At 39.3% G+C, this 22,845-nt stretch carries 25 protein-coding genes; 8 read left to right on the forward strand and 17 right to left on the reverse strand.

What is annotated here, in order from left to right; all coding sequences use genetic code 11:
* Positions 1-20 precede the first annotated feature (20 nt).
* Positions 21-785, reverse strand: a complete 765-nt coding sequence (locus A3GQ_RS0106150; protein ID WP_028776302.1) for an IclR family transcriptional regulator — start codon at positions 783-785, stop codon at positions 21-23.
* Positions 786-1,002: 217 nt separating this feature from the next.
* Entirely contained in the window at positions 1,003-1,638 is a 636-nt protein-coding gene (locus A3GQ_RS0106155; protein ID WP_028776303.1) for a YIP1 family protein, read from the reverse strand.
* A 579-nt stretch (positions 1,639-2,217) separates the two neighbouring features.
* Here A3GQ_RS0106155 and A3GQ_RS0106160 point away from each other — a divergent pair.
* Together A3GQ_RS0106160 and A3GQ_RS0106165 are read left to right on the forward strand one after the other, a co-directional pair.
* Complete coding sequence (locus tag A3GQ_RS0106160) at positions 2,218-3,003, forward strand: hypothetical protein (RefSeq protein ID WP_028776304.1); 786 nt, start codon at positions 2,218-2,220, stop codon at positions 3,001-3,003.
* A gap of 417 nt (positions 3,004-3,420) precedes the next feature.
* The gene (locus A3GQ_RS0106165; RefSeq protein WP_028776305.1) at positions 3,421-3,795 is read left to right on the forward strand and encodes a hypothetical protein; all 375 of its coding nucleotides are present in this window, start codon (positions 3,421-3,423) and stop codon (positions 3,793-3,795) included.
* Positions 3,796-4,524: 729 nt separating this feature from the next.
* Here the strand turns inward: A3GQ_RS0106165 and A3GQ_RS26740 are convergent.
* From A3GQ_RS26740 to A3GQ_RS0106210, 7 genes are all read right to left on the reverse strand, one after another.
* On the reverse strand, positions 4,525-4,926 hold the full coding sequence (locus tag A3GQ_RS26740) for a hypothetical protein (protein ID WP_156877578.1): 402 nt from the start codon (positions 4,924-4,926) through the stop codon (positions 4,525-4,527).
* Between the two features lie 133 nt (positions 4,927-5,059).
* Positions 5,060-5,428, reverse strand: coding sequence for a ribosome silencing factor (rsfS, locus tag A3GQ_RS0106185; RefSeq protein ID WP_156877579.1), 369 nt, complete (start codon positions 5,426-5,428; stop codon positions 5,060-5,062).
* Positions 5,418-5,987 (reverse strand): bis(5'-nucleosyl)-tetraphosphatase (symmetrical) YqeK, encoded by a 570-nt coding sequence (gene yqeK, locus A3GQ_RS0106190; RefSeq protein ID WP_028776308.1) that lies wholly within the window; start codon positions 5,985-5,987, stop codon positions 5,418-5,420. The genes rsfS and yqeK overlap by 11 nt, the downstream gene beginning before the upstream one ends.
* The gene (locus tag A3GQ_RS0106195; RefSeq protein WP_028776309.1) at positions 5,980-6,561 is read right to left on the reverse strand and encodes a nicotinate-nucleotide adenylyltransferase; all 582 of its coding nucleotides are present in this window, start codon (positions 6,559-6,561) and stop codon (positions 5,980-5,982) included. Before A3GQ_RS0106195 ends, yqeK begins: the two co-directional genes overlap by 8 nt.
* Position 6,562: 1 nt before the next feature.
* Complete coding sequence (locus A3GQ_RS0106200) at positions 6,563-7,405, reverse strand: shikimate dehydrogenase (protein ID WP_028776310.1); 843 nt, start codon at positions 7,403-7,405, stop codon at positions 6,563-6,565.
* Between the two features lie 27 nt (positions 7,406-7,432).
* A complete protein-coding gene (yqeH, locus tag A3GQ_RS0106205) occupies positions 7,433-8,509 on the reverse strand; it encodes a ribosome biogenesis GTPase YqeH (RefSeq protein ID WP_028776311.1) in 1,077 nt (358 codons plus the stop codon).
* A 2-nt stretch (positions 8,510-8,511) separates the two neighbouring features.
* Entirely contained in the window at positions 8,512-9,033 is a 522-nt protein-coding gene (locus tag A3GQ_RS0106210) for a YqeG family HAD IIIA-type phosphatase (RefSeq protein ID WP_028776312.1), read from the reverse strand.
* Positions 9,034-9,119: 86 nt separating this feature from the next.
* On the opposite strand from A3GQ_RS0106210, the gene A3GQ_RS0106215 reads away from it, so the two are divergent.
* On the forward strand, positions 9,120-9,641 hold the full coding sequence (locus A3GQ_RS0106215; protein WP_028776313.1) for a DUF4352 domain-containing protein: 522 nt from the start codon (positions 9,120-9,122) through the stop codon (positions 9,639-9,641).
* A gap of 7 nt (positions 9,642-9,648) precedes the next feature.
* On the opposite strand, the gene A3GQ_RS0106220 is transcribed toward A3GQ_RS0106215, so the two are convergent.
* From A3GQ_RS0106220 to A3GQ_RS0106240, 4 genes are all read right to left on the reverse strand, one after another.
* Positions 9,649-10,260 (reverse strand): DedA family protein, encoded by a 612-nt coding sequence (locus A3GQ_RS0106220; RefSeq protein ID WP_028776314.1) that lies wholly within the window; start codon positions 10,258-10,260, stop codon positions 9,649-9,651.
* A gap of 294 nt (positions 10,261-10,554) precedes the next feature.
* Positions 10,555-11,334 carry an RNA-guided endonuclease InsQ/TnpB family protein gene (locus A3GQ_RS23580; protein WP_083964129.1) on the reverse strand — a complete coding sequence of 260 codons (780 nt, stop codon included), beginning with the start codon at positions 11,332-11,334 and terminating at the stop codon, positions 10,555-10,557.
* A 4-nt stretch (positions 11,335-11,338) separates the two neighbouring features.
* The gene (locus A3GQ_RS0106235; RefSeq protein ID WP_028776316.1) at positions 11,339-12,253 is read right to left on the reverse strand and encodes a DMT family transporter; all 915 of its coding nucleotides are present in this window, start codon (positions 12,251-12,253) and stop codon (positions 11,339-11,341) included.
* A gap of 19 nt (positions 12,254-12,272) precedes the next feature.
* Positions 12,273-13,376, reverse strand: coding sequence for a M24 family metallopeptidase (locus A3GQ_RS0106240; RefSeq protein ID WP_028776317.1), 1,104 nt, complete (start codon positions 13,374-13,376; stop codon positions 12,273-12,275).
* A gap of 88 nt (positions 13,377-13,464) precedes the next feature.
* On the opposite strand from A3GQ_RS0106240, the gene A3GQ_RS0106245 reads away from it, so the two are divergent.
* Positions 13,465-13,776: a hypothetical protein gene (locus A3GQ_RS0106245; RefSeq protein WP_028776318.1), complete on the forward strand. Its 312-nt coding sequence runs from the start codon at positions 13,465-13,467 to the stop codon at positions 13,774-13,776.
* A gap of 144 nt (positions 13,777-13,920) precedes the next feature.
* Positions 13,921-14,724 carry a hypothetical protein gene (locus A3GQ_RS26745; protein ID WP_156877580.1) on the forward strand — a complete coding sequence of 268 codons (804 nt, stop codon included), beginning with the start codon at positions 13,921-13,923 and terminating at the stop codon, positions 14,722-14,724.
* A gap of 116 nt (positions 14,725-14,840) precedes the next feature.
* Here A3GQ_RS26745 and A3GQ_RS0106255 read toward each other — a convergent pair whose 3' ends face one another.
* From A3GQ_RS0106255 to A3GQ_RS0106265, 3 genes are all read right to left on the reverse strand, one after another.
* Entirely contained in the window at positions 14,841-15,506 is a 666-nt protein-coding gene (locus A3GQ_RS0106255; RefSeq protein ID WP_028776320.1) for a serine/threonine-protein kinase, read from the reverse strand.
* Positions 15,507-15,729: 223 nt separating this feature from the next.
* The gene (locus tag A3GQ_RS0106260) at positions 15,730-16,332 is read right to left on the reverse strand and encodes a nitroreductase family protein (protein WP_028776321.1); all 603 of its coding nucleotides are present in this window, start codon (positions 16,330-16,332) and stop codon (positions 15,730-15,732) included.
* Between the two features lie 193 nt (positions 16,333-16,525).
* Positions 16,526-17,887, reverse strand: coding sequence for an Nramp family divalent metal transporter (locus A3GQ_RS0106265; protein ID WP_028776322.1), 1,362 nt, complete (start codon positions 17,885-17,887; stop codon positions 16,526-16,528).
* Between the two features lie 233 nt (positions 17,888-18,120).
* Between A3GQ_RS0106265 and A3GQ_RS25590 the strand changes: the two genes are divergently transcribed.
* The 3 genes from A3GQ_RS25590 (at position 18,121) to A3GQ_RS0106280 (ending at position 20,427) form a co-directional block, all read left to right on the forward strand.
* A complete protein-coding gene (locus A3GQ_RS25590; RefSeq protein ID WP_051271287.1) occupies positions 18,121-18,705 on the forward strand; it encodes a VanZ family protein in 585 nt (194 codons plus the stop codon).
* 107 nt (positions 18,706-18,812) lie between these two features.
* Positions 18,813-19,433: a DUF47 domain-containing protein gene (locus A3GQ_RS0106275; protein ID WP_028776323.1), complete on the forward strand. Its 621-nt coding sequence runs from the start codon at positions 18,813-18,815 to the stop codon at positions 19,431-19,433.
* Positions 19,426-20,427: an inorganic phosphate transporter gene (locus A3GQ_RS0106280; RefSeq protein WP_028776324.1), complete on the forward strand. Its 1,002-nt coding sequence runs from the start codon at positions 19,426-19,428 to the stop codon at positions 20,425-20,427. The genes A3GQ_RS0106275 and A3GQ_RS0106280 overlap by 8 nt, the downstream gene beginning before the upstream one ends.
* An 85-nt stretch (positions 20,428-20,512) precedes the next feature.
* On the opposite strand, the gene A3GQ_RS0106285 is transcribed toward A3GQ_RS0106280, so the two are convergent.
* Positions 20,513-22,762 (reverse strand): DUF8128 domain-containing protein, encoded by a 2,250-nt coding sequence (locus A3GQ_RS0106285; RefSeq protein ID WP_028776325.1) that lies wholly within the window; start codon positions 22,760-22,762, stop codon positions 20,513-20,515.
* Positions 22,763-22,845: the final 83 nt, after the last annotated feature.

Here is a 22,845-nt window from a genome sequence, read left to right on the forward strand (position 1 = left end):
AAAAATTTTGGTCATCTAGCTCAAATCTTTGAAATTCTCAGTCGATAAAAATAGTCTTGTATTTTTTTACTTTCTGTTTGCAGTAGTTCCAGCAGATTTTTCACCTCATCTTCATTCACACGATATGCAGGACCAGATATCGTCAGCGATGCAAACACTTCGTTTCGGTAATTAAAAAGAGGTATTGCAATTCCGAAGACGGATTCTGTATATTCCCCAACCGAGTAACACCAACCATTTTGCCGAATTTCATTCAAATCTTTCTTTAATTTTTCCGCATGAATAATCGTATTGGATGTCACAGGTATCAAACCTTGATTAATAATTTCTTCTTGTTGTGCTTCTGGTAAATAAGCCATCATCACTTTGTTGGATGCCCCTGCATACAATTGGGTTCGGCTGCCTACCGATATGGCATATTTGATGATTTGTGAACTCTCCACAATATCAATGCAAACACCTTCATTCCCATCCAAAATAGTAAAGCAAATGGACTCTCCTGCTTTGTGAGATATCGTCTCCATAATGGGATGGATGAGATCATCCAAATGAATTTTCTCTTGCACCATCTGCCCATATTCCCAAAAACTAATACCCAATTCATACTTTTGCGATTGAGCGTCTTTCATCAAAAAACCCTTTTTTTCAAAGGTTGACAATATTCTTTGTACAACAGAATGGCTCATCCCGCATTCTTTCGCCAACTCTCGAACACCCCAAACCGGAGTATCCCTCGTAAAAAATTCTAATAAACGCAAAGAATTTTCTAAAGTTTTTAAGCTCATATCATCACCTTGTACCTATATTAGAACCATTGGTTCTATTTCGTTAAAATGATTATAGTAAAAAATAAAAATAATATCTATAATTATTTCTTAACAGTATTATCCATTGTATATTTCAATTCAGAAAACAAAGTACACCCCCATGATCATGGAGGTGTACTTTGTTAAAATATAATGCTAAAAATTGTTCTAACAATCATCTAGAAAATGGACTTTCCTACATTTCAAATTCATACATTGCTATATCCATTAAAGCAGAACATAGCGTGAAAAAACCTACAGATATTCCCGCTTGAAGCGTAGTTAATTTCGCAATCCTTCGAAAAGCAAAAAACAGAATAATCGTTTTCCATATCAACGATAGTTCAATTTGATCTAGTACAATAGCTACCATTCCAGAAGAAGGAATCCAATAACCTAATCCTGTAATAGCTAATCCAGTCATTAGGGGATCGTTCAAAATATTGATTAATAAAAATCCAGGTTCGAGTATAAGAGATGCAAAAGAAGTCAATGTGAGTAAGGTTCGAAACGATACCTTTCTTTTAAAAGGCTTAGCAAAACCATAGAGAAATAAAGCTTCGATAATGGAAAAAAGAACAGCCATAAAAAACATAAATAATCCCATGAAAACAGACATCATGATAGCTACCACTTCAACTGAATCTCCTGGTTCCATCATTGTAGGATCAAGATAGGGAGCAAAATATCCTGACACAGCACCTAATAGAAAAAAAGATAGACACAACAAAAGCAGAGGAGGCCAAAAATTATGATTATTTTCGATTTTTTCAGCCGCTTGAGAAGGGCGATATAAAATCAGTAAACCCGTGGGTATAGAAAGCTTATTCAAATAAAATCCTCTCTTCATTCGATAGTAGCAAAATCATCAACATTAGATTTTAAATTATAACAATAATATAAATAAATTTCTATTCAAAATAATAGCATATCAATAATAAAAAAATTAAAAATACGAAGTGATCGTTAACCTATTCACTGTAGAGTCCGAATTGCACTCTTTTGTTTTCTCCCATAAAAAATAAGTGAAGTACATCCAAACAAAAGAAACCTTCGAGACTCTCCAAAGACTTCTTGTCTCTTCTATACGATTAACTGTTATTTTAACAGGCTCGACACCTCCTTCAGAGATGTTCCAAATCATAAAAATCCCGTTATTCTTGATAAGTATATAAATTGGTCACACTATTCAAACGAAATACGAATCGTAGTTCATAGAAGTCTTCGCAGAATAACAATGAAAACAAAATCAAAATTGATCCTTATAACCCGCTTATTCAAATCAATGAATGACAAAATCAATAGTAACATGTTCATCAACGAAGCCGGTCAGTCGTAATCGGATTCTATTTATAAATAAATCTCTATGCTATTATTCGTACATATACCATTTATGGAGGAGAAATATCATATGAGAAAACTAATAGGTTCCATTGTTATTTTTTTAATACTCTACTCTATTTTTGCCTCTATATTTTCAGATGAACCTACCAGCAAGGCCAATTTCTCAAATAAAAATTTAATAAAAACAGAGGAGATGCCTACTTTCTACACAAAACCAGATAAGTTTAAGGATCGTTCTATCGTTATTTATGGGAAAATCTTCAATGTATTAAGCGAAAAGCTTCAAATCTACTCTGATCCTGATTTAGCCAATGATGTTTTTATCAAAGGAAAAACGGATCAATGGAAAGAAGATGAGTATGTAAAAGTAAGTGGTGTAGTTGTTGGAGACTATGAATACGAAAATAGTCTGGACAATACCCTCCATTCTCCAATGATTACCGCCACAAAAATAGAGAAATCCGATTATATAACAGCGTTTTATCCAACTATTAAAACAATACAAGTGAAGCAGGAGAAAAATCAATTTGAAACCAAGATCAAAGTAGAAAGAGTAGAATTAGCAGAGAAACAAACACGAGTCTATCTAAAAATCACAAATGATTCTAAGAACACGTTCCGTTCCTATGTAACTCACCTAATTCAAAATCGAACACAATACAAAGTCGAACAAAAATCCTTTGATCCAAAAACATATAAGACATTGCCATACGAAAACCTTCCTGGTACTGTTGCAGATGGTGTGATTGTGTTTCCTGCTATCGATTTTAACCAACCATTCACCATTCATATGGAAGGATATAGCAATAACACACCACAATCCTTTGACGTAAATGTAAAAAATGAAAAGTGAGCTACTAGAGGTTATTAAATTATTATCTGATTATGAACCTCCGCTTGCAGAAAAAGAACGGATTCCCAGAGAAGAATCCGTTCTTTCTGTTATTTAGAACATTATACTCCTCATACCATATTAACGGTCTCTGTTCCTCCCTAGAGATGTTCCAAATCGTAAAATCCCGTTCATCTTTCGGAAACATGCACCACATCACCTGTATCTATCAGCACCCAACGTCCCTTTTGTAGTCCTGGAACCTCTATTGCGAACAGGAGAGCCTGCTACTATGGTTTTTCGTTACCTATTTCTTAGCCCTACGACTGTCCTCAGTTTCACTTGAATATTTGCTATCGTGCGGTGATAATGGAAATAGTAAGGTCACCATTCGCGCGATTTAGATGTTTATACAACGTCCAGAAAAGAGTAACGAAGATGCTTGATGAAACCACTCCCACCGCCCAGAAGACTGCTGACGAGTCCAATGATGTCATCTCCATCAACGAGATGAGACAGCGACTCATGCACGTCCTCACCGAATTCCCTGATGGGGACTGGAAGACTGCTGACGAAACGTTGGCATTCATCAACGAACAGCTCGGAACTGATTCCTCCGAGTGGTTCATCACCATCCCCAATCAGCTGACCAAGCTCATTTGGGATTGGCGTCAAGTCGAGGGTGAGTACAGCATGTACGACCTTTGGGATCTCGGCTATGGGAGGGCGGATGCGATCCGTCTCGAGGACGGCCAGTGGCTGGTGGTCTACCAGAATCCCTTGTCCAAGAAGTTCTACTGCGTCATCGTCTAAACACTCGCTGGACGTGAGTTCTCGTTACCTATGAGGTAACAGACCAACTCCATCCATCGCGTAAAGCTCCCCGTGCTGACATTGGTCGGTGCGGGGAGTGCGCATATTAGAGAAAAATTTACCCCCTGCGACATGGGGACGGTTCTTTTGTCGCATTGCTTTGAATGAAAAAATATATCTTTGCTTATCATCCATGATATTTCTCTAAAATAAATCTGTCCTTTCGTTACCCTAATTTAACAAAAATATGAAAAGTCTTTGGGATTTCTCCCAAAGACTTTGTACTTCTATGCAATTAACCTGTGATTCTAACGGGTTCAGCGTCTCCCCAGAGAGGAGAGGTCTTATGTTTTATTTTGAAAAATCGATAGTTGATTACCCAAATAATTATGTAGGCGGAGACGGTGAAACAGAAAAATAAATGAATATTGTGATCAGTCAAGCACCACTCCACTCCGGCTGGTGTTTATTGATTACAGAGGTAATCTGATGGAATCAATAATTAAAAAACAGCAAAATAACTTAGGTGTTCATACTCCTAAAAGAAAGAAAAACTTCATAATGTGAAATTAACATTGGTAAACCTGTAGATAAGGAAATCGATTATTCTTTCCAATCAAATGATAACTAAATCAAAGGTAAACCTTATAAAATTCGCGTACCCGCCAATCCAAGTCAATTGAATGACCAAGATCAGCGGGTACCGCGTCTCACCTTTGGAATTCGTCGCTAAGACAGATCGAACAGATCGTCAAGCATCTTATCCATATCCTCGAACCACTCCATGGAGTCAATCCCCATGGCAATCACCATGGAGACCTTGCGCGTGAGCTTCTTTAGCCCACAGTCCTCCAAACATGCCTGGAGCTGTCGCAGAAAGTCGATCTCCTGCTGGAGCATGTTGCGGGGAAAGGTCAACCCGTTGAACTTGTTGTCGTTCAAGCTCTTCAGACGGAACTTCCACTTCCTACCCCATGACTCCCGATGGTGCTGGAGAACCGCTCCCTTCAGCAGATAGAACTGCTGACGGAGTTCTCGGACATCACCACAGCCGGCACGCTCCAAATGCTGGAGCGAGTTGATGACCATCTTGTTCCAGCCGTTCAGACCGCTCGGACGCTTCTTGGACATACCAAACTCCCGTAAAGAGACGCTGTTTGAAGTTTATTATAACATGAAATAATCGAAAAGTTATTTGTTCTTTTCCTCTATAAATATGAAAAGCCTTTGGGATTTCTCCCAAAGACTTTGTACTTCTATGCAATTAACCTGTGATTCTAACGGGTTCAGCGTCTCCCCAGAGACGTTCCAAATCATAAAAATCCCGTTCATCTCGGTGGAAAACATGTACCACTACGTCACCGATATCAATCAGCACCCAACGAGCCTCTTGTAGTCCTTGAACGCCTTTAATGCGAATATTTTCCTCTTCGCATTTTTTCTTAATTGCTGTAGCAATGGCTTCTACTTGTGTACGAGAACCTCCGTGACAAATCACAAAGTAATCAGCAAAAGCAGAAACGTCACGAATATCCAACACAGATACGTCTTGCGCCTTTTTTTCCTCGGCAGCGGTAGCCGCAAGTTTTGCGATCTCCACTAGATTCAACCGGATTCCTCCCTCAGATGTCATTTTCATGTTTCGCCAAATCACGAAGTGTATCATACGTTAACGGATACACCCTCTGACCACACGAAATGAGAAATTGAATCGTTTGCTTTAAAGAAAGTACTATGGCTTCATCCAAACTATTTTGGGCAAGTAGTCGAACGGCTTCTACCCCAGGCATTTTTCTTGCAGGTTCAATGTAATCTGCTAGAAATACGACTTTTTCTACAAGCCCCATATTGGGTTTTCCTGTAGTGTGATAAAAAATCGCATTTTTAATGTCCTGATCCTGTATCCCTAGTTCTTTTGTAGCCACTACTGATGCTACAGGCCCATGCCATAGCTCTTGATTATATAATAATAGATCTTGGGGTAGTTTGTACTGTTTTATTGCAAAAATTAATTCTTCTGCCGTCCAAAATTTACAAAAGTCATGAAGAATAGCTGCTGTATCTACCTTTTCTTTGTCCACATCAAATCTTCGTGCCAAGATGGCAGCTGTTTCCACTACACGTAATGTATGTTCCCACCTTGCTAAGGGCATCTGTTCTTGCGTACGATCAAGGTAATCTTGTCTATTCATACAATCGATGCTCCTTTATATAGTGGAAAACTTCATTTGGAACAGCATAACGAAAAGAACGACCACTTGTGATACGGTCACGGAGTTGTGAAGCGGATAAATAAATCTCTACAGCATCTTCCACCCAACGTAGTTTTTCCTGAATGAAATCAGGAAGAGACTCAGCTGCAAATCCTGGGCGACGAATAGCAATAATCGATACGAGCTGGATTAACTTGTCGATCTGATACCAGCTAGGAAGATTATTGACCATGTCTGTACCAACGATGAGAGAAAATTGGTGAGAAGGATAACTCTCTACAGCCCAATTTATTGTATCGATGGTATAAGATAGTTTTTCCCTTTTTATCTCCCAATCTAACACCTCAAAAGCGGAATTTTCTTCCGCAGCAATTTTTACCATTGCTAACCGGTGCTGTGCATCTGTAATTTGATGGCCTTGTTTATGCGGAGGATGTCCTGTAGGGATAAACCACACTTTATCCAATTGCATTTGATCTCGAGCCTGTTCTGCTATTAACAAATGACCGATATGTATCGGATCAAATGTTCCACCTATTATTCCTATTTTCATTTCAATCCCCGTTTTCCAAAATGGTTCGCATTTGAGCAATGGGAGCTTTTTGTCCAAACCAATGCTCTACCGCAACAGCAGCTTGATACAAAAGCATTCCTAACCCTCCATGTGTAGATGCACCTATCGAAGCTGCTCTTTGCAACAATTTGGTTTCCTTCGGTCGGTAAATCAGATCACTCACCAAAAGCGCTGGATGAAGATATTCTAATGGAATAGGAGAATGTTCTTCACTAGGAGTCATCCCGATTGAAGTAGTATTTACCAGCAAATGGGATTTTGCGATTTCTTCATTGGATTCATGCAAGGAAACACCACTAGCTCTAGTCCACTTCGTCACTACTTCAGACAATTGCTCCGCCTTTTCTACTGTACGATTGGCGATGAACAATTCTTTCACACCAGCTTTTGCTAACGTAATACTGACTGCTCTAGCTGCACCGCCTGCACCTAAAATAGTAACCGTTTTATCACGAAGGGAAAAAGCTGTTTCTTCTGTTAAGGACCGCAAATATCCAACCCCGTCTGTATTATACCCAATCAACTTTCCATCTTGATTCACTACAGTATTTACAGCACCAATTTCAGCTGCAGTATCATCTAATTCATCTAAAAAAGGAATGATGGCTACTTTATGAGGAATGGTTACATTAAAGCCAATAAAACCCAAAGCTTTCATCCCTCTCACTGCTTCTTCCAATTGATTCGGCTCTACTGCATAAGCCAAATAAACAGCAGGAATCCCTAATATTTTGCATACTTCGTTCAACATTTCTGGTGACTTGGAATGGGAAACAGGATGTCCAATTAATCCTAGAGGACGAGTAGTTGCTGTTAATTTCATCCTTTTTCTCCTCGATTATTATCTAATTTATATAATAGAAGGACGCAAGGTCACTTCGATTCCCTTTGGTGCAAAAATATCTACAACGCCTCGTTCTTTTCCACATGCAATCCAACCAAGTCCCGAAATTACTATATCTTGCTTTTGTGTGCCTGTTAGAACAATGCGATGTTTTTGCAGTGCAGGTAAATCTTTTGGGTCAGCAGGCGGTTGCAACATCCCTCCAAGATGTTTTTCAGAAAAGACATCCGCTTGCTCTGTCTTCGTACGATGCAAGTACATACGATTAGAAAAATAACAAGTGAAAGGCTGTCTTTTCCCTTCCACATAATCCATCCGAGCCAAACCAGCCAAAAAAATAGTTTGATCACTATGGAGTTGATAAACTTTAGGGTTTAAGCGACTTTTTGGTATCACTTCACCCAATTCTTTTGGTGAGATCCATTCACTTAGTCGATTTTTCTTTACAATGCCTGGTGTGTCTACAATATTGCGATCATCATCAAGAGGAATATGAATCACATCGAGGGTAGTACCTGGATAAGGAGAAGTGGTGATAATAGGTTCCTCTAACAAATAATTGAGAAAAGTGGATTTCCCAACATTTGTAACACCAACAATATATACATCCCTTCCCTGTCGATAACGTTCAATTGCTTCTCGAACTTCTTGCATCTTCTCTTGCTTGGCTGCACTACCTACGACGACATCCACTGGCTTTACGCCCAATTCTTTTGCGTAACTGTGCATCCATTCTTTTAATTTTCCTGTTTTAACGGATTGAGGAAACAAATCAATTTTATTCCCGAATAGTAATAGCGGATTATTGCCTATATGTCGGTGAATACCAGGGATCCAACTACCTGCAATATCAAATAGATCTACAATCTGCACTACCAAACTATCTGTCTGGGCTATTTGTCCTAAAATTTGCAAATAAATACCAGGGTCATGGTCTACAGTAGAAAGTTCATTATAATGACGTATACGATAGCATCTTTTGCAGTATTTATGCTCTCGCTCCAATGCAGCATCAGGAATATATCCTGGCTTGCTTTCCTCTTCCATTTGAAGCTGTATTCCACAACCTTCACAAAACATCATGATTAATGATTCCCCTCTCTCGGAAGCAACCCGCGCTTATCCATCCAACGAAAAACAAAACGCTCTACTCTTCTATTCATTTTTGTAAAAAAACCTTCCGTTTTAGAAATGGGAACGACTAAAATGGTATATAACCCCATACGATTGCCGCCTAGTACATCGGTCAATAACTGATCACCAACCATTACTGTACGATTTATGTCGGTTTTTAATTCCAACATGGCTTTACGGAAGCATTTGGGCAAAGGTTTTCTCGCTTTATGAATAAATGGTATTTGTAATGGTATAGCAAATTGGGACACTCTTGTTTTATTATTATTGGACACGATCATGACTTGAAATCCTAATTCTTGTAACCGCTCTAACCATTCAATCAAAAGAGGAGTTGCAGCTCGTCGATCAGATTCAACCAAAGTATTGTCTAAATCAACAATGATCGATTTCATCCCTTTTTCTTTCAACTCTTCTAGGTTAATCTTATAAATGGATGGTACATATTGATTTGGCACAAACGATGAAAACATCTCAATCCCTCCATGAAAACGCGCTCGTGCCTACTATAACATAGTTAGAAAATAGCTTGCAAAACAAGGTTTAGGAGGATTTCATTTTGAAACTACGTCTTATTATAGGGCTGATTTTTTTATTATTAACCGCTTGCCAACCTGTAAATACCACATTACCTAATGCAGGTGTAAAAGAAAATTATGTAAAACCAGATAGTCCTGATCCAATCGCTGGCGATTATGTCAAGGCTCGCCCCTTTTCCATTGTCCTTACTGATGTTCAACAAAAAAAACAACTTACCTTAAATGGCACTAGCCATAAGGCTGATATTGCTTATCTTACGGTAAGTATCGGAATCATAAACCAGAGTAGCCAACCTGTCACGATCCAACCCGATATGTTTCGATTAATCGATGACCAAGGTAATGTATTTGAACCTGATATATCTTTAGACTTACTACTAAATGGCAGAGGAAAAGGATTTTTCCATCAACAAATAGAACCACTGGAACGGAAAAATGTCATGCTCATCTTTGACACAAAAGTCGGTGTAAACCAAGGATATCTTGAAATCACAGGCGGACCCCAATCCATAAAAAAAGCACACATTCGTTTACTAAAATAAAAAGCGGCTATAAGCCGCTTTTATTTTCTTCTTTTTGACTTTGATTTTTTTTGCGATACCACCAAATGATAATCCAAACCAATGCTGCAACAATTACCACACTTCCAGTAATGGTTCCAAATTTGCCCATGGTCTTCAATAATTTCTGAATCCCTTCGACACTACTTGATCGTCCAATAAACAACAAAGCTGTATTCCAAGGAAACGCCCCCAAAAGGGTAAAAAAGAAAAAACGTATCGGCCTAATTTTACTTAAACCAGCAATATAGGATACATAATTTCCAACGCTTAATGGTCTTGATAACGTAATACTCCACTCACCATATTTACGAAACCATTCTTGCGCTTTCTTTATCTTTTTTGTATCACCCATTTTTTTAGATGAAAAACTTTCTAACTTATACCCAATAGCGTATGGAATAAGTGTAAAAACACTAAAGATCAGACTATTCATCAGCCCGATCAATACCAACTTCCACGCACTTACTTGCATAATAAAACCATAGAGCAATACAAATAATGCTCCTGGAAAAGGTAACGAGGATGCTTCTATTGCTGTTGCTCCAAAAAGTCCCCATACTCCACAACGCTCTAAAAAGGTAAACGCAAACTCCAGCATATATCTCTCCCCAAACGTATTACCTTTCTTTCTTCCTATCCACTTTAACATATCTCATAAAGGATCAACGCTAATTTGTTTAACCCTTTCCCATCTTACCCATATCTCAACAATTTGTATATGAGTCATTTCCTTTATAGTGAGCATAATTTCTATTAAATATAGAATAACACGAATAACATAATCGGTCCGAAATTTAGTGAACCTCTCTCCAATGAATTGGAGAGCTTCTCGTTTCATTGGGTCGACTCATGCCGGTCCCTCCACGAAGGCTAGTCCCTAGCCCATTCCGTTTTAGGATGCTGCTACTTGTTGAGCTAGGTGCAGAATATTGATAGCAGCATTAATATCTCGGTCTTGTTCATATCCGCAAGTACATCGATGCATCCTTTCAGCAAGTGTTTTTTTCACGATCTTCCCACAGCAAGAGCAGCGTTGACTAGTTTGATAAGGATTTACAAGTACCACTCGCTTACTGGCACTCTCAGCCTTGTAAGTCGTGTATTGTACGAGTTGTCCCCATCCGGCATCGACGATACTTTTGGCAAGCCGATGGTTTTTTACCATATTCGGAATGGAAAGGTCTTCAAAAGCGATGAAATCATATGCTTGAACAAGCAAATGGCTTAGTTTATGAGCATAATCCTTCCGCCTGTTTGCTACTTTCTCATGGGTGCGAGCTAGGACTTCCACTACTTTCTTTCTACGTTTGGAGCCCTTTTTCTTCTTGGAGATAGATTGTTGTAGTCGTTTGATTTGTGATTCCGATTTTCTCAGATGTTTCGGCGCTGATAAAAATTGTTCATCCGAGGTAGTGGCAAGGTGTTTTACACCCAAATCGATCCCCACCTGTATTCCTGTTTTGGGCTGAGATGATGGCTCCACCTGACAGGAAAAACAGGTATAGTATTTCCCGTTTTTATACCAATTCCATGCACAAAAACGTCGCGTATTCCTGCGTAAATTGGAATATGTATCAAATATTTTTCGGGTAAAAATAATGTAAACCAAAACTCTAGACAAAAAGAAAATATAGATAATCGATTTCCGTAAATGAAGAAGGACAAAGGACACTTACTTAGCTATCCTTTCTCATCGTGGAAAAAGAAAAATGGATGACCATTATGCCAAACGCAACAAGCAAAAGTGACACTATTGCATTGCCTTGTAACTGCTCTTCCAATACAAAAGAGGAAATCATTACACCAAAAATAGGAATTAAGAAAAGAAATAAGGAAACTTGACTTACTGGAAATCGATGCATCAACTCATTCCACAGAAGAAGTGCAGTAGCTGACATGATCCCCAAATAAAACAAGATGTGCATCCCTTTTACGGTAAAAGAAAAAGGATAGTGACCAGTCCATATGATTCCAATCAGGGACAAAGCAATGCCACTAAAACACATGGCATATGCTGTCATCCTTTTCGTATCCACCTTACGAGAAACGTCTTTTGCTAGTAAGTTTCCCCATGCACCTGCAAGAACACTAGCCAAAAGCAAACCTTCACCCCAACCAAAAGTAAGATGAAAAGAATGCGTTATATTTAGCATCATAAGTCCAATTAAGCCAAGAATCAAACCAACATTCTTTGTCCATGTCAGCTTTTCATTTTTGAACAGAAAATGAGCGAATAAAAGTTGAAAAAAAGAAGTTGTACCAGCCATAATTGAACCAATAACCCCAGTACTGATACTAACCCCCAGGAAAAAGAACAAATAGTTAAGGAAAATTTGAAAGAAAGCCACTTTCCCTACTAGCTTCATTTCCGAAAAAGCTAAACGAAGCGATTGACGATTGGTTCGAAGAAAAAGAAACAACACAAAGGAAGCCAACAATGTGATATGTCCAGCAAACAAGACCTGTTTTCCGATTTGATTTGTTTCAATCCCCAGCGACTGATAACCCAATTTGATAGCAGGAGCTACACTTCCCCACAAAAAAGTTACCAACAAAGCGGTTAGTACCATGCCAGTCGTTCTAGAAACCAATCACATCGCTCCATTCTTTTTACGGTGACACAACTTGTAGATTTTTTGGAAAAGAAGTGAGTATCTCACATCCTTCTTCTGTTATGTACACCATATCTTCTATACGTACTCCACCAATATGTGGAACATAAACACCAGGTTCAACGGTAAAAACAACCCCAGTTTGCAAGGGAAGTTCATTATTTTCGGATACGGAAGGATATTCATGAGCTTCCAGACCTAAGCCATGTCCCAATCGATGAGTAAAATAGGCTCCATAGCCAGCTCGAGCAATATGATTACGTGCAACTTGATCCAACTCACCAAATGTCTTCGCATTTTTTTGTTTGAGCAGGTCAATGGCTTGCTCATTCGCACCTAAAACAGTCTCGTATATCTTTTGTTGTTCTTTGGATGCAGATCCAAAAATGACGGTTCTTGTAATATCAGAGCGATACTCCTCGACCACCACTCCCAGATCAAATAACACAAAATCACCATCGCGAAGCTCTACATTACTTGCTTCTCCATGCGGCAGAGCTGTTCGTTCACCAAATAACACCATAGTCTCAAAAGCCATATGAGTGATGCCATCTTCCCTCAATTTTTGTTCGATGTGATTTTTAACTTGCAATTCGGTACAACCGACTTTCAGCGATGCTATACCATATTGTATGGCCTTGTCTGCAAATTTAGCAGCTTCTTTTAATATTTGGAGTTCCTTTTTATCTTTTACCATTCGCATCGTGCGAATTTGTTCATCAATCGCAACCAAGTTTGAGATACCAAGCTCCATCTGCATACGTGATGCTCTACCATATGTAAGATGATCTTCCTCCACAGCAACATTCAACCCTGAAGCATCTGAAAAAATATTTTCTTTCATCCATGCCCACGTGTTTTCTCCATCACGATGGGCATATACCCGCTTAGACCAACCTGATGCCTTCACACGATCCAGCTCCAGCAGCGGACAGACCAAAAAGGGTTCTTGATCTGGAAAAACCCATACTCCCAATAAACGCTCATGTGGATCACAAGAAAAACCAGTCAAATAAAATACATTCGCACTTGATGTAAGAAAGGCAGCATCTACTTTATGTAAGCGCATCCAATCTGTTAGTTGATCGATTCGAGTGTTCATATTTCATCATCCTTTTTATGAATTTGTTCCCATCATAAGATATCATTTGTTATACTTTTTGTATTGTTAACACAAAGGAGTGCTCGCAATGGAGTCAAATCCTAATCCAAATGGGAATCAAACTACTCCCAATCCATTAAAAAATCTCACCCCTACGAACTTAGCTCTTGCCTCTATGATACTAGGAATTGTAACATTTATCTTCGTATTTTTCCCGAGTATCCAAATCCTCACCAACATCATTGGCATTATTGCACTTATCGTTAGTATTTACAGCTACTATGTTACTAATGGAAGTCTCCTTACTGTCATCGGACTCATCACCAGCTCGATCCCACTCCTGTTTTTCTTGTTCTTACAATTATTTTATATTTATACAAATCAGCCAATCGATTTCTAATTTCCATTCCTAACTAACAACCTCTTGCATCTGCAAGAGGTTGTTAGTTTTTGTACATTATCAATATTGACAATATCATATATAATAATAAATAGAAGTATACGCCATCCCCTACTTGGGGACCGATTTGTCCAAGGAGGACAAATGGACGACAACCTCGACAACACCGAGAAGCTGGACCTGTCGGATCTGAATGAGAAGCCCTACAAGGGCACTCACCGCAAGAACAACCGCAAGGCTCTCACCGGGCTTGCCGTTGCCTTCGGTGTAATCGTGCTGATGATCGGCATCCTGCTCAACATGGGTGGTGACTCCAAGCCGGTCGCCAACTCCAAGCCGATCGCCGTGCCGTCCAGCACCGCCAGCCCGTCGCAGACCGCTTCGCCGAAGCCGACGCACACCAAGTCCCCGGCTCCGACTCGTACGCAGACGCCCGCCCCGACGGCGACTCCGGCGGCTCCGAAGGAGTCCGCTGTCCCGAGCTCGAAGCCCTGGCAGGGCAACACGTGCGACGTTCGTGCGCTCGAGCCCCCGTTCGACAACGTCAAGGCACAGGATGCCGTCCTGCGGCTCCTCGAGCAGAACAAGAACTGGCAGGACGTCTACGCCGGCAAGTTCTACTTCCGGTACGAGACGAACCAGCAGGACATGAACGAGATGTCCAACAGGGTGAAGAATGACCGTAGTGGCAAGCGTGCTGGGTTCATCTTCTTCAATCTCTACCACGACAATCACAACACCATCAACAAGGACATCATCACCGAGCGTCTGAAGAATGTTACCGGCCCCTGCAAGGAGCTGGCAGTCCTCGATCTCAACTGGATCGAGGGCATCGCGGACCAGTACAAGGACCCGGCGAACAACTCCTCCAACCCGGTCTTCATGGAGAAGCTCAACAAGCTCGCCATCGAGTGGCTGAAGTCCCGTAACGCCGTACTCTCCAAGTAACGGCGACTCCTTGGGCAACCCCGGCACTGCGACCATCACCATCGGTTGCAGTGCCGGACCCATTTTATAGACAAAAAAATACCCCAAAGCATGTGCTTCAGGGCATCCTCTATCTCCTATGAGAAGGAGAAAGAAAAAGAAGAGCGATGTCTGCGGTGATGGTGTTTATGGGATGAAGAGGTATAGTGGCGACGTCGCGGATGGCTGCTGGTGTAATGACGACGGCGTTTTCTCCTAGAAGAAGAGAACAGACTAAACAGACCGCAATGATATTTGATTTTATCTAAATCTTCGCGAATCTTATCTTGGTAATCTTCTTTGTGATCACTATAGAAGAAGCGACCTACATCAATAATCTTTAGGTTGCCATGCTCATCTAACATTATATTATTTAGATGAATGTCATGAGGAATAATACCCGATGCATAACATTCTTCAATTGTTTTCTCTAATTGACGGAACTGTGAATCATTTAGCTTATACCCTTCATCACGCAATTGTGCCAAAGTATAACCTTTGACTTGATCCACAACCATAAATTTGTCATTTTGAAAATGAAGCTTAGGAAACATAGGATGAGCATTTAGATTGGTTAGCATCAAATGGTCATCTTTTTCGCTAAAGTCTTCTTTGTATACTTTCACTGCAAAATCTTCAAAGGAGAATACTTGTCCACTCAAACCTTCTCCTAGTAGTGTGTGATGTTGATCCACATTCCCCTTCACTACTAGAGATGATAGATAATCAACAGAATTTTGGTCTATCAGACGAGACCGCTCCATTATTTCTCCTCCTAATGAGTTTTAATACGTGCTTGAATAATATTCTACATGTCTGGTGCACTGATGAAAATACTTTTTTCTTTACAAATCCGTGGCTGTCGTACTATTATTTCAAAAAGTAAGAATTACAGTTTGATTCTTACTCCATACATTGTAAAGGAAAGAAAAGAAAAAAAGAAGGGATAACTCTTGTTCGGTTATCCCTTCTTGCTTCTGTCATCTATTAGTTTGAAAAGAACTTCACTCGTTCTTCCAATGGTTGAAATTCTTTGTTGCTAGGCTCTGCTGTTGGTTTACCAAAAGGCATTTGAGCGATTAATTTCCATTCTTTTGGCAAGTTCCAAGCTGTACGTACTTCTTCATCAATCAAAGGATTATAGTGTTGCAAAGATGCACCTAAACCTTCTAGCTCCAACGCAGTCCATACTACATATTGCAACATACCAGAAGTTTGGTTAGACCATATTGGGAAGTTTTCTGCATACAAAGCAAATTGTTCTTGTAAGTTTTCGACTACGGTTTGATCCTCAAAAAATAGAACAGTACCATATCCAGCAGCAAATCCATTAATGCGTTCTACTGTAGCTGCAAAGTTTTCAGCTGGAACAATTTTACGCAACTCTTCTTTCGTAATATCCCAAACTTTATCCGATTCTTTGCCAAATAGAACAACTACACGTGAACTTTGGGAGTTAAAAGAAGAAGGGGTATGTTTCACCGCTTCGTTTACAATTTCTTGTACTCGCTCTATTTTTACTACTTCTTCTTTGCTCAATCCATAGTACGTACGTCTTGCTTTTACAGCATCTAAAAATGTGTTAGTCATTACTATGCCTCCATATGTTATAAACTTATCATTGCTTAATGACTTACTTTAAGTAACTACATTACTTATTATGTATGTTTCTCTTTGCGTTGTCAATCCCTTAATTTTAAAATATATTTTTTCCATTATAAAAAACAAAACTCCACCCGTAATGGACGAAGTTCTGCTTTTTTTCATTTTTTATTTAGGAAAGTTATTGAAGCCAAGATACAAAAGTACTATAGAGCAAATATATGTTTAACCCAGCAATAACAAAGGCGATGAACCACGCTAGTATTTTCAGCCAAAGCGGATTCGCAAATTCGCCCATTTTTTTCTTGTCACTCGTAAACTGAATAAGCGGAAAAACTGCGAAAGAAAGTTGTAGAGATAAAATAACTTGACTAAATACGAGTAATTGCACTGTACCTGATGATCCATACAAAGCTGTCACAATAATCGCTGGAACAATGGCTATTAATCTAGTAATTAATCGACGCAGCCAAGGTTTTAACCGGATATTAAGAAATCCTTCCATCACAATTTGTCCTGCCAAAGTCCCTGTTAAAGTAGAATTTTGCCCAGATGCCAGCAAAGCAACTCCAAATAAAATACTGGCTATCGAAGTACCCAGAAGAGGAGTGAGCAACTCATAAGCTTGACTGATATCATCTACAGGTTTACCCGTTCCATGAAAAGTAGCAGCAGATAGTATCAAAATAGCCGCATTGATAAACAAGGCAAACATGAGCGCTATGGTAGAATCCCATGTGGCAAATTTAATTGCACTGCGTTTTCCTTCTGGACTTTCATCATATGCCCTTGTTTGTACAATACTAGAGTGTAAGTACAAATTATGCGGCATAACCGTGGCTCCTAATATCCCAATAGCGATATAAAGCATGGCAGGATTGGTAATGATCTCGGTTGTTGGTACGAAACCTTTTACTACTTGGGCTACATCAGGTGATGCCAATGCCAGTTCAACGACAAAACATAAACCTATAATAGCAATTAATGATATGACTATTGCTTCAATATATCGAAAACCTTTGTTTTGTAAAAAAAGTACAAACAAAATATCGAGTGCTGTAAGAATTACACCATATAAAAGCGGTATTCCAAATAAAAGGTTGAGTGCAATAGCAGATCCAATGAGCTCAGCTAAATCACACGCAGCAATAGCTAACTCACAGAGAATCCATAATACAAAAGAAACCGGTTTACTATAATGATCTCGACAAGCTTGTGCCAAATCTCTTCCTGTAACAATCCCCAATTTCCCGGACAAGGCTTGGAGGAGAATTGCCATTAGATTGGATAATAAAATCACCGATAGCAAGGTATACATAAAGCTTGAACCACCGGCTAGATCGGTTGCCCAGTTTCCTGGGTCCATATATCCAACAGCAACTAAATAACCAGGCCCAACAAAAGCTAAAAACTTTCGAAAGGTTGAACCTTTTTTTGGTACCGGCATAGATCGATGCACTTCACGTAAGGAAGGATTTGCTCTTTCTCTACGCCATCCCGTTTCTTTTGATATTTTTTCCTTTTCTACCGACGCAGAATTCATTATCCATTCCTCCTTGTATTTTTCATCAATTTGTTTAAAACAATTTTGTTAGTCTTAACTAAAAAAGTTTCCCATGGCTAAATTATACTCTGATTTTGTCGTTTTGTGTAGATGGGAATTTATGATGATAACTAATAAAATATTTACACAGATGAATACACCCTTCCTTTTGACTAAGATATGCTCCATCAAAAATTTACTTTCTTTTACAAAAGAACAAAGGTGGTGATTGCTTGAAATTGCGATTTTTTTCTTTTCTTTTTCTCAGTAGCTTGGCCATAAGTGCTATTTGTTGCTATTTCATTTTTCAAACCTTAACAGATACGCGTTCTCATATGATGCTTATTTGTTTGACTGTCTCATTGGTCTTTCTCATTTCTAACATTCGCAATGGATTTTCAATTAATTGGCATTTCATTATGGGAACCATATACTTTACATGGATGAGTACACTGTTAATCTTTCGATCCGTTCATTTTTCTTCACATGGTTGGAACCTTGTTCCCTTTGTCCATTCTTTTCAAATGCTCCAGTCCTTGTCACTTACAGAAATAATCTGGTATTTTGGTGGCAATACTTTATTATTTGTACCAATGGGTTTTTTCTTTGTTTCCTTCACTACATCTCTCAAAAAATCGATTTTGTATGGTTTGATCATTATGTTTGTGGTAGAAATCACACAAGTAATGACCAATCGAGGAGTATTTGATATTGATGATCTCATCATGAATGTTCTTGGCATTGCCATTGGGGGCCTAATGAGAATAGGCTTGATGGGTTTAGGGAAAAATCAAAAAGTACACAATACTAACTGTTAAGGTATGGTTAAGTTTATCTCCATTTCATTAAGATTTGCTTTTTTTTTCATTTTCTTTATGTAATATAAAAATGTAGCTAAGCACTTATAGTTCAGGAGGAATTCATCTTGCTATTTAATCGCTCGAAAGACCGTTTCTTTTACCAAACGCTTACAGAGATAACTTTAAACATTGTAGAAGCTGTTAAGTTATTTCGTGAAAATGTGGAAACGCTTCAAGAGAAAGAACAATATGCAAATAAAATGAAGGAGCTAGAATCCAAAGGGGATGATTATACCCATCTTATCCTGCAAGAATTGGATCAAACCTTTGTTCCTCCTATGGATCGAGAAGATATCATGGCACTTGCAAGCCATCTGGATGATGTACTAGATGAAGTAGAATCATGTACAGCCAGATTTGTATATTGCAGAATCGATCAAACTACGCCCTACCTTATTCAATTTGCAGATAATCTAGGAAAGTGTGCTAATTTGCTTCACCAAGCATTTGTTGCACTGGAGAAAAAAGAATTTCGCACCATAAGAAAAATTTCAATTGAAATCAATGAATTAGAAAACGAAGCAGACCGTCTGATGAGAGAAAGTGTTTATACTTTGTTTGAAGAACCTGTAGATATGCTCAATTTGATCAAAATGAAAGAAATATATGAGAGGTTAGAAGGGGTAACCGACACATTCGAAGATTTAATGGATGTGATGGAAAGCGTGGTAATGAAGTATGCCTGAGCCGCTTGTCTCGTTGGTTGTCATCGTTGTCATACTAGCACTGATATTCGATTTTACAAATGGGTGGCATGATACAGCAAATGCAATCGCTACCGTAGTTGGAACAAGAACACTGTCACCTACAAAAGCGATCATTATGGCAGCTATCCTCAATTTGGTTGGTGCACTTTTTTTCACCGAAGTAGCCAAAGCAATTGGGAAAGATATTGTCGACGCTAAAAATATATCTTTACTTGTATTAGTAGCCGCTCTCTTATCCGTTATTATTTGGAATATTACAACGGTATTAATGGGTTTGCCTACTAGCTCCTCTCATGCATTAATTGGAAGTCTGATTGGTGCAGCCATTGCCTTTAAAGGCGTAGGAATTCTTAAAATTAATGGTATCTTAGTCATTCTATTGGGATTGGTTTTATCTCCCGTTTTAGGGGCCTTACTTAGTTTTCTTATTATCAAACTCATTCGTGCTATCTTCCGAAACAAGCAACCATCCAAAGTAAAACGCACCTTTCGACCAATGCAATTATTTTCTGCTGCATTTATGGCATTTAGTCATGGTGCATCTGATGCACAAAAAGCAATGGGGATTATCGCGATGGCATTACTTGCAGGTGGCTATTATACCGAATTCACTGTACCTTTCTGGGTAATGATTTCCTGTGGACTCGCGATGGCTTTGGGTACAGCAGCTGGAGGTCGAAAAATCATTCAGACGATGGGTTCTCGACTTAGCCGCTTAGAAACTCCACAAGGTTTTGCTGCAGAGACCGGAGCCGCAATCTTGCTCACTACGATCGCAAAAATCGGTATACCTGTCAGCACCACCCATACAATTACAGGTGCAATCATTGGAGTAGGGGTCGCAGATCGTATCCGAAGTGTACGCTGGAGCATTGCGACGAAAATTGTTTATGCATGGGTACTAACTCTTCCAGTTACCGCAATCATCGCTTTTCTCTTATTTAAGTTATTTACATTGTTTGGGTGGCAATAAGCATATAAAAAGAACTCTTTCTTTTGCGAAAGAGTTCTTTTTATACTAACCGATTACTATAAAAAAGGGTGGTACGTTATCTATTTCAAACAATTGGTGTGTGTACTCTTGGACCATTGGCTCTTCTTTCCCTCTCATATACCATCGCTCTCTCATAAGAACGATCCAAATGGGTTTGAATTTTCTTCTCATCTGGCACGATTTGAAGTTCAGGAGTCTTCAAAACAAAAACAGAATCTTTTTTAGGAGCCAACTTCATATAACAATGGTGAGGCAAAATCCATTCATAGTCCTTTGGAGTTACTTGACCAGCGCGATCTTTCATCCCTCGTGCAATCAAATGAGCATCTGTTGGGGAAACCTGAAAAGATACAATGTTCCCACTTTGCCGAAACAAACAATCGATCATTTGCGGAGAAAGGTAATCTTTTAAACCCGATGCTGTCATGATCAGAGGGGTTCGGTTATGGCTCATATCACGCAAATATCCGTATGGATTTGGCATAACATCTTGGATAAAATAGGAACCCTCGTCTAAAACAAGTGGATGGATCGGTATAAACTGACCTCGCATCCGTTTCATCTCTCTTGGATACGAAAAGATCTCAAAAAACATAAATACTTTGGAAACGACATATTTTTTTTGATCATACGTCAACCCAGATAAATCCAAAAGTTGAATATGTCCTTCTTTAATTGCTTGAAGCCAGCGAAAACCATCTGTACGTTGGTTCAAAATTCTTCCCATTTCACCGGAATTCCAAAGTCGTAGCCTTGTCAACGAAGGACTTCGAATTAACTCTTGCGGCCAGTTGACAGCTCCTGTCTCTGGGTGAATATATTTTCGTAATTGTTCTCGTAAGGAGCGATTGCGGTCATTATCCTCTGGTATTTGATCATAGACTGCTCTTGCATACTCCGGATCTTCAAAAACACGCTGCATATTCCAAATAGAGCCTTGATCAATCAAGTCCAATGCTGTAGCAGTCATCATAAAGGTGTCAGGAACTTGAGGTCCCCAAAAATCGGAATCCAATCTTCGTAATATCTCACCTACATACCCATACTCTGCCTGTGGAAAATCGATATCAAATGGATTAAATGGCATTTTCCAGTCACGAATTCTTGCGGTTCTTACATGAGAATGGAGTTTTTCCGGAAGTTTCGTCAACAACCGACTTGTCAACGTCCCGTCCATGTCCAATACTGTACATCCATAAAGATTCTCGTCTGTTCGTTGTTCCAAGAATTGTAGAAGCCAATGGAGAATAAAAGTAGTCTTCCCCATACCCTCTCTTCCAAAGACAACCATATTTTCTGTAAGGTTTTCGATTGGAAGATGAATGGGGTACTCGATTGGTCCACGTGAGTTACTTCCTAAATAAACAGTATCTGTTTGTTTCGCACAGTTTTGGATTTCCATTGGCGCTAATGGCAATTGCATATTACGATTATGGATAAATGCTGTTCGAGACAAAGAAGGAACTCTTGCCAAACCGGACAACTCTTGATCTCCCAGCACTACGACATTTTTCTTCAATCGAAAAGGAAAAATGCGATTAGAAAATTCAAATCGAAACAAAGGTTTGATGGTTTGCCACCATTCCCGGACAAGAAAGCGGTTAAAATGCGGATGTTCCATCCAGCTAAATGCCTTACTACATTGTGTAGCTAACTGATCGGCTTGTTCTTTGGTTCGATCAAATGCTACGATGCGAATAACAACTTCGGCTTTGGTATGGGTTTTCTTTGTTTGCAACGCTTGCAAATAAAGCTGGTTCTCTCCGGTGGGAGCACTTTTATCTCTTTTCACATCACGAATAGCCCTTGAAAAAGATCCTTTTACTTGATGTTCGTAAACGGGCCGAATAAGAAATTGACAGATTATGGATTGATCTTTTTCTAGTTGACTGATCAATTCTAATAAATTAGCATGCGTTTCTAGATCATCTGGATATGCAACATGGAGCGGCAATGCAAAATCATATTCAAGTAAAAGCCGGGCACCAGAATGAGGGCGTGAAAAATCGATAGTGGGTGGTTTTTCAACTGGATTTACTTGTATATCTGGATAAGCAGATTGAAGGGAATCTACCATTCTTTCCCCATAAATTTGATTGGAAGCCCAACACCCATATTGTGTATTTCCTGCATGAGCATGAATTTCCCAAGCAACCCATGGCTCCTGCACCGAAAAAGGCATCCGCTCATACCATCGCCGCTTTAAAAATCGAAGCATTTGATTCCAAACTTGCGCCATTGGTTTGTATTTTGGTTTATCGCCAGCTTGAATTGCTAATTTATAATATACTCCCTTTGGAATCGCAAAAGGCATAAGGTGATATCTTTTCATGAGATTGCCGACAGAAAACTCGCCAATTCATTGGCGTAAAGGAATGTCGGCGTTGCTCGGTATCC

This window comes from Shimazuella kribbensis DSM 45090, from assembly GCF_000428065.1.
GTDB classification, from domain to species: Bacteria; Bacillota; Bacilli; order Thermoactinomycetales; family Thermoactinomycetaceae; genus Shimazuella; species Shimazuella kribbensis.

Bases quoted from the DNA above. Each gene is read 5' to 3' on its own strand.
- A3GQ_RS0106150 (WP_028776302.1), bottom strand. From the start codon at position 785: ATGAGCTTAAAAACTTTAGAAAATTCTTTGCGTTTATTAGAATTTTTT.
- A3GQ_RS0106160 (WP_028776304.1), top strand. From the start codon at position 2,218: ATGAGAAAACTAATAGGTTCCATTGTTATTTTTTTAATACTCTACTCT.
- A3GQ_RS0106165 (WP_028776305.1), top strand. From the start codon at position 3,421: ATGCTTGATGAAACCACTCCCACCGCCCAGAAGACTGCTGACGAGTCC.
- A3GQ_RS26740 (WP_156877578.1), bottom strand. From the start codon at position 4,926: ATGTCCAAGAAGCGTCCGAGCGGTCTGAACGGCTGGAACAAGATGGTC.
- rsfS (WP_156877579.1), bottom strand. From the start codon at position 5,428: ATGACATCTGAGGGAGGAATCCGGTTGAATCTAGTGGAGATCGCAAAA.
- yqeK (WP_028776308.1), bottom strand. From the start codon at position 5,987: ATGAATAGACAAGATTACCTTGATCGTACGCAAGAACAGATGCCCTTA.
- A3GQ_RS0106195 (WP_028776309.1), bottom strand. From the start codon at position 6,561: ATGAAAATAGGAATAATAGGTGGAACATTTGATCCGATACATATCGGT.
- A3GQ_RS0106200 (WP_028776310.1), bottom strand. From the start codon at position 7,405: ATGAAATTAACAGCAACTACTCGTCCTCTAGGATTAATTGGACATCCT.
- yqeH (WP_028776311.1), bottom strand. From the start codon at position 8,509: ATGATGTTTTGTGAAGGTTGTGGAATACAGCTTCAAATGGAAGAGGAA.
- A3GQ_RS0106210 (WP_028776312.1), bottom strand. From the start codon at position 9,033: ATGTTTTCATCGTTTGTGCCAAATCAATATGTACCATCCATTTATAAG.
- A3GQ_RS0106220 (WP_028776314.1), bottom strand. From the start codon at position 10,260: ATGCTGGAGTTTGCGTTTACCTTTTTAGAGCGTTGTGGAGTATGGGGA.
- A3GQ_RS0106240 (WP_028776317.1), bottom strand. From the start codon at position 13,376: ATGAACACTCGAATCGATCAACTAACAGATTGGATGCGCTTACATAAA.
- A3GQ_RS0106245 (WP_028776318.1), top strand. From the start codon at position 13,465: ATGGAGTCAAATCCTAATCCAAATGGGAATCAAACTACTCCCAATCCA.
- A3GQ_RS26745 (WP_156877580.1), top strand. From the start codon at position 13,921: ATGGACGACAACCTCGACAACACCGAGAAGCTGGACCTGTCGGATCTG.
- A3GQ_RS0106255 (WP_028776320.1), bottom strand. From the start codon at position 15,506: ATGGAGCGGTCTCGTCTGATAGACCAAAATTCTGTTGATTATCTATCA.
- A3GQ_RS0106260 (WP_028776321.1), bottom strand. From the start codon at position 16,332: ATGACTAACACATTTTTAGATGCTGTAAAAGCAAGACGTACGTACTAT.
- A3GQ_RS0106265 (WP_028776322.1), bottom strand. From the start codon at position 17,887: ATGAATTCTGCGTCGGTAGAAAAGGAAAAAATATCAAAAGAAACGGGA.
- A3GQ_RS0106280 (WP_028776324.1), top strand. From the start codon at position 19,426: ATGCCTGAGCCGCTTGTCTCGTTGGTTGTCATCGTTGTCATACTAGCA.
- A3GQ_RS0106285 (WP_028776325.1), bottom strand. From the start codon at position 22,762: ATGCCTTTTGCGATTCCAAAGGGAGTATATTATAAATTAGCAATTCAA.